Below are 10,701 nucleotides of genomic sequence, written 5' to 3' on the forward strand. Positions count from 1 at the left end.
TAGCAACTTGAAACCGCCTTTACTTTCAATTTTTCAGTAGAAGTTTCGTAATCAATTTTGTTTTTACTTAATAATAAATTCAGTTTTTCTTGGGAATCTTGTAACTTGTTTTCATTTATTAAAATGTCAGTTTTTGCTTGTGCTAATTTATTTTTATGTTGTCCGCCATCCAACAATTCCCATTTTGCGCCAATACCAATCAAAATATTAGGAAACATCGAAAATTGGTTCATTTTCAAATTAACATCACCTAATATATCACCATCTTTTAATTTGAAACGACTTCCCAAAATTGACGTATAATTGGTGTTCACGAATGCAAAAACTTGTGGTAAGTGCGAACCTTTTTCTTTTTGATATAAAAATTCGTAAGCTTTCACAGAGTGTTCAAGTGCTTTCAACTCTTTTTTATTTTCTAAAGTATAGCTTGAAGCAAGAATGTCAATTGGGGTAAGTTCATATTGAATTTGTTGAAGATCTTGTTCAGATAGATGCGTCAACATTTCTAATTTTTTGTATAGCAATTGTCGATTACCGTTCAATTCTACTTGTCGGGCTTCTAACTCTAGAATTGCTAATTTTATTTTTTCCCGATCGTATGGAATAGCTAAACCATTTTGAATTGCTTTCTGCACTTTAAGATGTTCTTTATCCAATCGTTTTGCAGAATTTGAAATTAATTCTTCTACTTTGACCAATAACATCAATTGATCATAAGTTTGTAAAATATCTTTGGTTATAGTTTCTTTTTCGGCTTCTTTCAAATAATCTAAAGCAGTACTTTTTTCCTGAATAGCATTCAACGCATTTGGAATTTGTAATCCCGAAAATATAATTTGAGTGGCGTTAACTCCAACAGTAAATAATCCTGCAGAGGTATTGAATTTTTGATTACCCGAAAACAATTCTGTGGACAAAATATCGATTGATTTGGTTGGAATATCGATAATTCCGTTCGAGTTTAGATAACCACCCAGCGCAATTGCAGATAAACTTGGTTGTTGTTTACCTTTTACTTCGTTATATTGGTAATTGTTTTTCTCGACTTCCAATTGTTTATTTTTTAATTCGTAACTCGACTCAATCGCTTTTTCAACAGGCAATCGAAGTTGCGGATCAATCAATTGTTGTGCAAATCCCGAAATAGAAGTCAATAATGGAATAAAAGATAAATATCGTATAATAGGCATCCTATAATTTTAGCATAAAATTAACAAAAAATATACCATGAATAAAAGTCAATATTAGAATGTCATTAAAAATAAAAATCCTGAAACTTTTTAAGGGTTCAGGACTTCCAAAAGTTGCCAAAAAAATGGCGCATAGTTCAATGTATTTAATATTTATTATCAATAATATCCAACGTTTCGTTTAATGATTCTTTCATCATTTTCTCTAAATAATCCGTCGTACTTTTATTGATTGTTTCGTCTATATATTTAGTTCCACCAATTGTTTCGCTATATTTTAAAGCATTATTTTTAAGGTCTAAAATATTAATATAGACATATGTTTTTGCGATGTATTTCTGTTTGTTGGCAGGATCATAATCAAGACCCGATTTTACATTAATCAAAACTAAATCATCTTGATTAATCGCTTTTTTTAAATCATTAAATTTAACTTGATTTACATTTTCCTTTGTGATTAATTCATTTGGAACTAAGTTTTTATCAAATTTATCAATCATTTGATAAGTATACTTGTTATCGTTTAATATTTTCTCAGATTTATCACGAATTATTTTTACAATATCAAATTTAGAATTTATTTGTTTAAGCTGATTTTCAATTGATTTTGAATCAATGTTTTGATCTAAATTTTGAGAATTATGATCAAAAAAACCAAGAGAATCTATGTTAATGAGAACACCAACTTTGTTTACAGGAACGTCTAAAGCATTTTCGTAAGTTACCGTATTAAGTGCTAATTCTTTTGGAGCTTCTTTTTTTTGCTCGCAAGATTGGGTAAAAAACAATACCCCAACTATAAAATAAACTAATTTTTTCATACGCTATCCTATTACCTCTTTAAAGATAGTGATTTATAATGTTTTATAATAGATTTATTCCTAATAATTTTCTTCTTCTTCATCGTCAAAAGTTTTGGCAATTTTTTCAATGTTTAAGCTTTTTGCCATTGCATCAAAAATCTCTTTATAAGTGCCGTTCATTTTGTAGACATCTTCATGAATCCCGTGTTCTACAACTTCGCCTTGTTTCATCACGTACGTATAATCGGCATCGATAATTTGTGAAATACTATGCGAAATAATGATAACTGTTCGATCTTTTTTGATGGCATCCAAACTATTTTTAATCTGTTCTGTCGCAATTGCATCCAAACTTGCAGTAGGTTCGTCTAGAAAAATAATTGGTGGATTTTTGAGAAACATACGTGCTATGGCGATGCGTTGTTGTTGACCGCCAGATAACAATAAGGCTTTGGATTGATAACCTTCTGGCAAGTCCATAATTTGTTCATGAATATAAGCGCGTTTTGCAGCATCTTCTATTTCTTCAAAAGTTGCGTTTACATTTCCATAACGAATATTTTCTTCAATCGTTCCATTAAAAATGTGATTTTTTTGTAAAACCAATCCAATATTATCGCGTAAAAATTGTGTGTCATATTCTTCTAAATCAATTCCATCAAGTAGAATTTTTCCAGAATCAGGTTGATAAAATTTATCCAATAGATTGATAACTGTACTTTTTCCCGCGCCAGACAAACCAACCAAAGCTGTAATTTTATTGGGCTGAATTGTCATGTTTATATTTTTTAAGGCTTTGTAACCATTTGGATAAGAAAATTCAACATTTTGGATTTCGAATTTACCTTTTAATTTTGTTGGAATGTAATTTCCAGATGATTCTTTTTCGTCATCCGCTTTTAAAATTGCAAAGAAACTTTCGGAATATATCATCGCATCATTCATTTCATCATAAATACGATGCAGTTGACGAATAGGAGCCGAAACGTTGTTGAACAACAAAATATGGAACATACTTGCGCCAATTGTCATTTGTCCATCAAGAACCAAATATGAAGTTAAAATGATGATAATCACTACACCAAATTGCTCGATAAAGGATTTTAAACCATCAAAAAAGAAACTTGTTTTGCGTGTTTGCATTTGATTATTAGTCAATTCTTTTTGTAAATCAAGTTGTTTTTTACCTTCGATATCTTCTCGGTTAAACGATTTAATAACTGTAATAGAATTAATTATGCTGATAATTCCTTGCGATTTTTGTTCACGATAACCTCTTAGGTTACGTCGCCGACCACTCAGCTTTTTAGCTTGTTGTTGTGTAATAATGAAATAAATCGGAACGATACAAAGTCCAACCAATCCAACATAAAAATTAGCATTGAACATTAAAATTAAAGCAACAATTGAATTGGCAAAAAGTGGAAGAATATCGATAAAAAAGTTTTGAACTAAACGTGTCAAACTTTCAATTCCTCTGTCAATACGGGTTTGAAGTTTTCCTGCTTGATTATCTTGATTTGTATAAAATGCCATTCTATACGTCAAAATCTTTTCGATAATGGTTTGTGCTAAATCTTGTGAAACTAAGATTCTAAGCTTTTCACCATAATATTTTTGACCAAATGTGATAAAAGCATTCAAGATTTCTTTTGTCATCAAAACAATTGAAATAAACGAAATGATTTTCAGACCTTCTTTTAATCCTTTTCCAGCTTCAACCAAACCATTTATAGAATCTACGGTATACTGTAAAATAAGGGCGTTTACCTGTGACGTAAAAGATCCAACTAAGGTTAGGAGCAAAGTTGCGACAACCAAAGAACGATAAGGTTTTACAAATGGACGTAGATTTTTAAACAGTTGAATGATTGTCATTTATTATTCTTTTAACGGTTGTTCTTTCACAAAAACGTGACCAACTTTTGTGAAATCGTAAGCAATCTCGTATAAATACTCTAATAGATCTTCAATCAGTTCAGAATCATTTTGCAAAGCCTCTGTTTCAATTTCAGTATATGCAACAGTTTTTTCTCCAAATTCTATTGTTTTAGGTAAATTTTCTGTTTCATATTCGCCATAAAGCCGAATGTTTTGTAACAATAATTGCAAAATTTTCTTCATCAATCGAATGTGTTCTGAAGTTAAAATAACAGAATTGTTTTTCTTTAAAATTTTAACTAAACCAACTGAATATGAGACAAATGACTGGTTGAAAATGGTGAATTTATTCAGTACGTTAGCATTTTCTTGTTTTCCTTTCGGTTCAGAAATTACACGTTGAAAAACTGAATTAATATTTGCCATTGCAATAAAAACATCTTTTCTAGCTAACTTATAATCAGTTGTAGAAACTTCGTTGTCTGCTAATTTTTTAAAAACCAAATAAATAAACTCATAATTTGCAATCAATGCTTTTTGAATATATTCGTTCATATTATTTTTTTCCCAAGTTGGTAAAATCAAATAACTCGAAATAAACGCCATAAATCCTCCAACAAGTGTGTCAATAAAACGTTCTTGAATAATATACAATGAATCTTTTTGCGAATAAAAACTAAACGAAATAAGAATATATGCGGTTAAATAAAATGTACCAATTGCATATTTATGACGAATAAAAGTGTAAGCCATCAACATGAAAATAAGCATTAAAGCAAATCGGATACTGTGTTGAGGAATAATCAATAATATTAAAACCCCAACTAATCCACCGCCAATTGTTCCTTTCAAACGCTGAAAGTTTCGCTTTTTTGTTACGCTAAAACCAGGTTTTAAAATCACTAAAACTGTCATCAAAATCCAGTAACTATGGTAAGTCATCGGAATAATAAACGTGACACCATAAGCTAATAACATTACAATTGATGCACGAATTGCATGTCTAAAAATTGAAGATTTTAGATTCAGATGATCTTTTAATTTTCGTAAAGAATAATCAACTGTAGGTTCAAAATGTTCGGCATGATCCAGTGGATTTTTCTTTTTTTCTGTGAACGAATCATCATAGAAAAATTTATGGATAAACTCTATTTTATAAACAATTTGCTTTAGATTGATATAAATTTTAGATAAAACGATTGGTTTTTGTCCTTCTGCATATAATTCTTTGATGGCATCATCAATCTTTTTCAACTCAACTTCAAAGTCAAAAGTAGGTTGTTTAGGACGTTTGTTCGAGTTAATATGATAAGCAATCATTTTAAGCTCATGCGCTAATTTATTCATTAAATTATAGATTTTGCGCATTGCTTTTGTATCACCGTAAACTTCTCGAATTTTTACATAATCGTATTGATTTGCTGTTACATTCTCAAATATATCCACCAAATCAGAGAAAATAAACACAATCGAACGCCCAATTGGTGTCTGGTCTTTTACCAATTTTTTGTTCGAAAAAACTAATTCACGAACTAAACTTTGTTTTTCGTTAATTACAACATGTTCATCGATTAATTTTTTGATAATATCATCGTAATTTGAATCTTTATCAAACATAGAAGCCTTGATTCGAATGTATTCAGAAATATGAATCATTGTGTCAGCTAAGTTTTGCTGCGCCATACGATAAGGACGAAAGGTACTAATAGCTAGGCTAAAAATAGTGTACCAAGCTGCTCCAGCAGTCACAAAAAGTGCAATATGAAGAGGACTTAACTCATGTCGTAAATCATTCATATTCATTACCATTGACATCATAATGACCATTCCAAGCGCACTTGTACGTTGTCCCCAAACGGTTAACATGTTAGAAAAGAATACGATAAGTGTTAAACAAATACCTAGAAATATTGGGTAACTGTTAATCGTTTTGGTGAAATATGAAACAAGGAAAATCAAGAGCACGGAAAGCCACATCAGGTTTCGGCGTTCTTTAAATGGACCAGGTGTATCCGTCATGTGTGCTAAAACTGCACCAAGACTTATCGTTACACCGGCATATAAATCGCCAAACAAGCTGGCTACGATAGGCGGAATGATAATCGCTAAGGAAGTTTTTAAGCCATCTGAAAGCGCTTCTCCGTAGATAAAGTTTTCAATTTTATTGATGATTTTCAAGTGTAATTTTTTAAGGTTGAAAATTGTTGTATAAAATTAACACAACTTTTTTCGAAACCCAACTAAACTCGTGAAGTTTTTAGAATATGAAACCCATCAATGCTTTGAGTAAAAATTAAAGTTGTTGTACCGCCATCAATAATTTTGAATTTTTTCTTGATAACGTCTATTGGCTGATTGTAATTTTTGACTAATAAATTCGCTTTTGTTTTTAAAATTTCTTTTTTCGGATTTTTAATTTCTTCTTCAATCAAATAAATTTTTCCAGGAAAATTCTCTAAAAGTTCATTCGAAGTATACAAATGAGTATTCTGATGAAGTTTATGAAGATTGAATTTTTCGCTCAATAATTTGAAAGCACCAGTTTTTAGAATCGCAACATTTGGTTCGTAAATATAACGTTGAATTCCTCCAAAACTTGCATTCGCACTATATTCTTCTTCAAAATGAAAAGAAAATTCGGATTGATTATTTTCTAAATTAACAGCTTTTATCAAAGGGTTTTTTGTTGAAGAATTTTTATCTAAAATGATTAGAAAATCTTTCACTTCATTTTTTAATGCAACAATGTGTATTTCAAAAATTGAATCAATTTGTTGTAGGGTAGAAGTGATGTCTAATAAAGGCGAAAGCTTGATGATAATTTTCTCTGTTTTTTCGGAAAAAGTTGGAATCCATTCTAAAATATTTGGCTCTAAATCTTCCAAAATAAATTTTCTTCCGCTCGAATTTCTTCTTGCTGGATCGAGATAAATAACATCAAATTTTAATGTAGGATTTTCTTCAAAAAAAGACTGAAAAGTTCCTGTATAGGTTTCTAAATTTGGCGCTAAAATTTTAGCATTATGTTGTACAATCTCACTCAATTCAGGATTTTGTTCGATGTGATATACTTTGTCAAAATTCTTTGCAAAAGCCATGGTATCAATTCCAAAACCTGCGGTTAAATCAATCAAATTTTTTCCTTTAACTAAAGTTGATTTATAATTTGCTGTGGCTTCTGAACTTGCTTGTTCCAAATTAATTGAAGGCGGAAAATAAATATTTTCTGTCGAATAAAGTGTTGGAAATTTATGTTTTGAAACTTGAATTCCTTTCAATTGTTGTGCAATTTCAGCAGAAGAAATTTCTTCAAACAACGATTTTTTCAAACCTATAGATTTGATGTCTTCATGTTCGATTATTTTCAGATAATCTTGAAATTCTTTTGTTAAAATAGTTGGATTCAAAATGTTATTTTTTGACGTAAAATATTATTTTATTAAACACAAAACTTCAGTATCCATCACAGCTACTGAAGTTTCGATTATATTATTAAGTTCTTTTAATGAAATTGGCATCCAATTCATGTAAAAACTATTTTTTTTCCTCTTTTTCTGCCAAACGAGTTGGAACAATCGGAACAAAAAGTGCTTGTTTTACCACTTTTTCTTTTGGCGATTTCTCAATCACATCTGCAGGGTTTCTAAATTTGTTTACACCAATTAATTTAATGGTTTGCTCATCGAAATCTTTTTGCTCTTTTTTCGCGCTTGTGTAAATAAAATCTTGAATAGTTTCATTTTGTAAAGCATTTACAAAACCTCCTACATTTTGTATTGTTTTAAACAATTCTAACGCATTTTCAGCCATTTGATTTGTCAAACTTTCAATGTAGAAAGAACCAGCAGCAGGATCAGTAAATTGATTCAAATAAGATTCTTTTTGTAACAATAATTGTTGTTTTGCGGCTAATTCTAATCCAAAATCAGACTCTTTATTAACTTCATCATATGATCCAACAAAAATAGCGTCACTTGATCCGAAGATAGCCGAAGAAGCTTCTATTGTAGAGCGAATAACGTTGTTGTAAATATCTAATTTAGATTTATTGCGATCGGATGTTGAAGTGAAAATAAATGCTTCACTTTCTTTATTATATTGCTCCAAAATCATTTTCCATAAAAAGCGAAATGCTCTTAATTTCGCAACTTCGAAGAAATAATTACTTCCAACAGCAAATTTAAAATAAATTTTGTCCGCAATATCAGCTCCAAAATTTTCTAAATATTCTACTGCATGTGCAAGTGTAATCGCAATTTGTTGAACATGATTTGCTCCAGCATTTTGATAAACATCTCCTTGAATTGAAATTACTTTTTCGAAATTTTTCAATGCCAAAGCTTCTTTCACCAATTCTTTTGATGCTTTTTCTGAATCATTTTGCCAAAGTCCATTCTGTGCCAAATATCCATAAATATCTAAATCTAAATATTTCAGATTTGGAAGATTTTCAAGCGATTTTAAATCAGAAGTTCCATTATATTTAATAAATAAATCTAGATAATTAGGAAGTTCTAACGATGAATCAATTTGATTTTGATTAATCAAATATCCATACAAAAAGCTGTAATCTTGGTTTTTATTTCCAGTATATTTCGAAATAATTTTCCAATCTTTTGAGGATTTTGGTAATGGTTGTACAGCCGAATAATCGACATCATCCTTTGTATATAATGGTTTTACATTTATTTGATCGTTCGTTCCCCAAACCAAAGTTTCATTATATTCTAAACCTTTTAGCTCGACTTGAACTTTATTTTTCCATTCTTTTTCAGAAATAGAATCAAAATTTTCAAATAACTTACTCATTTTCTTTATTTTGCGGCTTCGTAACTTTTTCTTGCTGAATGATAAAAATATCTTCATCATCTTTTTTCAAGAAATGCTTTTCTCTTGCAATCCTTTCAATTTCAGCAGGATTACTATTTAGTTGATTTAATTTTTCAGACTCAGTATCCAAGTGTTCTTGGTAATATTGTTGATCAACTTCTAATAATTTGATTTGTTTATCCAACTCGCGATGTACGAAAAAAGAATTTTGGTCGAAAAAAATCATCCAAACAGCAAACGCAACCGTTAGAACAAAGTAACGATTCCAAACAAATTTGAATACACGTGTATCCTTAATTTTTCTTTTCGGTACTTCTGGTGTAAGTTCTTTGTCAAAGATTTCTTCCGATTTTTCTTTCATTATACAGTAGTTTTCGAGTTGAGTTTTTCTTTAATTACAGTTGATAAAACTTTGATTGCGACAGAATTTTTCTTTTTCATATTCGGAATAATAATGTCTGCATAGTTTTTAGATGGTTCTATAAATTGCTGATGCATAGGTTTTAACGTTTTTTGATAACGTGTTAAAACTTCGTCTAAATCGCGCCCACGTTCTTGTATATCACGGCGTACGCGACGAATTAAACGTTCGTCAGAATCTGCATGAACAAAGATTTTTACATCAAATAAATCGCGTAAATCTGGGTCAGTCAATACCAAAATTCCTTCTACAATAATAACCGATTGTGGATGTGTTAAAATCGTTTCTTCCTTGCGACTATGCGTAATAAACGAATAGACAGGTTGTTCTATTGATACGCCATTTTTCAATAAAGCGACATGTTCTTTTAGTAATTCGAAATCAATTGATCTTGGGTGATCAAAATTGATCTTAGAACGTTCATCAAAAGATAATTCAGGATGATCTTTATAATAATTATCTTGAGAAATAACGATAACGCTTTCCGCGTTAAGATCTCTTAAAATATTATTTACAACAGTTGTTTTTCCCGAACCTGTTCCTCCTGCAATTCCTATTACTAGCATTTTTGTTTTATTATTTTTTTTAATTTCGTTTGATGTTTCCATTGCAAGAGTTCTCGTAAAATTTCCTTAAAGATAAAATTTTCCTATCAGAAATTAAAATAAAAAGAAATCGATTCTTGCAAAATTTTAAATGTTGTCGTGAAGAAGTTTTGGTTGATTGATTTTGAGAAAAGAAATAATTATCAATGCATTTAAAAAATGATTGATTTATTATTCGATTATTTAGATGTAGCTCAAACATTTAGGTTTATTTACACAAAAAAAGTACTTTGCAGTACTTGGTTTCTCTTAATCGGATGCAAAGGAAAGAAAAAATTATAAAAACTTTATCTTTTTTATCATTATATTTATAAAATCAGAACTATTATAAAATACTAAATTATGAACGATTTAATCTCAATGTCTACTATTTTTTCGTTATTTCTCGGAATAGGATTAGCTGCCGCTGCTGGTTTTCGGATTTTTCTTCCCTTATTTGTATTAAGTTTAGCTGTCAAATTTGGAGGAAGTTTTATTAATCTCGACGAAAGTTGGATGTGGGTTGGGAGTACACCAGCTCTTATAACACTTGGTGTAGCGATGTTAGTGGAAATTGGAGCTTATTATATTCCAATCATTGATAATTTGTTGGATACGATTGCGGTTCCCTTAGCTGGAATTGCAGGAACAATAGCGGTTGGAATTACGATGCCAGAAATGAACGAAGTCGCAACTTGGGCTTTGGCGATTATAGCCGGAGGAGGAACTGCGGCTGCGATTAGCGGTACAACTGCTGCTGCAAGAGCTGTTTCGACCACGACAACTGCGGGAGCGGGAAATTTTTTGGTTAATACAGGAGAAACGTTTAGTTCTATTGTATTAAGTATTACAGCAATTGTATTGGCTCCTTTGGCATTTATTTTTGTACTAATTATTTTATATGTGTGTTATAGAGCGTATAAAAGTGTTAGAAAAAAAGGTGATCAGTTATTGGCGGAAGAATTGTGAAAGAGTGAAGAATTATATTAATA

9 protein-coding genes are annotated in these 10,701 nt (G+C 30.4%); 1 reads left to right on the forward strand and 8 read right to left on the reverse strand.

Annotated elements, in window-relative coordinates; all coding sequences use genetic code 11:
* The 8 genes from B3R94_RS04025 to udk all read right to left on the reverse strand — a co-directional run.
* On the reverse strand, positions 1 to 1,190 hold a 1,190-nt coding region (locus B3R94_RS04025; RefSeq protein ID WP_291098856.1), incomplete at its 3' end, for a TolC family protein.
* 146 nt (positions 1,191 to 1,336) lie between these two features.
* Positions 1,337 to 2,011, reverse strand: coding sequence for a hypothetical protein (locus B3R94_RS04030; RefSeq protein WP_125349240.1), 675 nt, complete (start codon positions 2,009 to 2,011; stop codon positions 1,337 to 1,339).
* Between the two features lie 60 nt (positions 2,012 to 2,071).
* Positions 2,072 to 3,871 (reverse strand): ABC transporter ATP-binding protein, encoded by a 1,800-nt coding sequence (locus B3R94_RS04035; protein WP_291098859.1) that lies wholly within the window; start codon positions 3,869 to 3,871, stop codon positions 2,072 to 2,074.
* A 3-nt stretch (positions 3,872 to 3,874) separates the two neighbouring features.
* On the reverse strand, positions 3,875 to 6,052 hold the full coding sequence (locus tag B3R94_RS04040; RefSeq protein WP_280050133.1) for an FUSC family membrane protein: 2,178 nt from the start codon (positions 6,050 to 6,052) through the stop codon (positions 3,875 to 3,877).
* A gap of 62 nt (positions 6,053 to 6,114) precedes the next feature.
* Positions 6,115 to 7,281, reverse strand: a complete 1,167-nt coding sequence (locus B3R94_RS04045) for an RsmD family RNA methyltransferase (RefSeq protein ID WP_291098862.1) — start codon at positions 7,279 to 7,281, stop codon at positions 6,115 to 6,117.
* A gap of 127 nt (positions 7,282 to 7,408) precedes the next feature.
* Positions 7,409 to 8,683 carry a methylmalonyl-CoA mutase family protein gene (locus B3R94_RS04050; RefSeq protein WP_219034475.1) on the reverse strand — a complete coding sequence of 425 codons (1,275 nt, stop codon included), beginning with the start codon at positions 8,681 to 8,683 and terminating at the stop codon, positions 7,409 to 7,411.
* Positions 8,676 to 9,065: an FtsB family cell division protein gene (locus B3R94_RS04055; RefSeq protein WP_221855581.1), complete on the reverse strand. Its 390-nt coding sequence runs from the start codon at positions 9,063 to 9,065 to the stop codon at positions 8,676 to 8,678. Before B3R94_RS04055 ends, B3R94_RS04050 begins: the two co-directional genes overlap by 8 nt.
* Complete coding sequence (gene udk / locus B3R94_RS04060; protein ID WP_260392473.1) at positions 9,065 to 9,733, reverse strand: uridine kinase; 669 nt, start codon at positions 9,731 to 9,733, stop codon at positions 9,065 to 9,067. The genes B3R94_RS04055 and udk overlap by 1 nt, the downstream gene beginning before the upstream one ends.
* A 339-nt stretch (positions 9,734 to 10,072) precedes the next feature.
* Here udk and B3R94_RS04065 point away from each other — a divergent pair, with 339 nt between their 5' ends.
* A complete protein-coding gene (locus B3R94_RS04065; protein WP_084106959.1) occupies positions 10,073 to 10,678 on the forward strand; it encodes a DUF4126 domain-containing protein in 606 nt (201 codons plus the stop codon).
* The last annotated feature ends 23 nt before the right edge of the window (positions 10,679 to 10,701 follow it).

Origin of the sequence: Empedobacter sp. UBA7611 (assembly GCF_002484365.1) — a bacterium.
Lineage (GTDB): Bacteria > Bacteroidota > Bacteroidia > Flavobacteriales > Weeksellaceae > Empedobacter > Empedobacter falsenii_B.

Excerpts from the sequence above, each read along its gene's own strand:
- B3R94_RS04030 (WP_125349240.1), bottom strand. The coding sequence starts at position 2,011 with ATGAAAAAATTAGTTTATTTTATAGTTGGGGTATTGTTTTTTACCCAA.
- B3R94_RS04050 (WP_219034475.1), bottom strand. The coding sequence starts at position 8,683 with ATGAGTAAGTTATTTGAAAATTTTGATTCTATTTCTGAAAAAGAATGG.
- udk (WP_260392473.1), bottom strand. The coding sequence starts at position 9,733 with ATGGAAACATCAAACGAAATTAAAAAAAATAATAAAACAAAAATGCTA.
- B3R94_RS04065 (WP_084106959.1), top strand. The coding sequence starts at position 10,073 with ATGAACGATTTAATCTCAATGTCTACTATTTTTTCGTTATTTCTCGGA.
- B3R94_RS04035 (WP_291098859.1), bottom strand. The coding sequence starts at position 3,871 with ATGACAATCATTCAACTGTTTAAAAATCTACGTCCATTTGTAAAACCT.
- B3R94_RS04055 (WP_221855581.1), bottom strand. The coding sequence starts at position 9,065 with ATGAAAGAAAAATCGGAAGAAATCTTTGACAAAGAACTTACACCAGAA.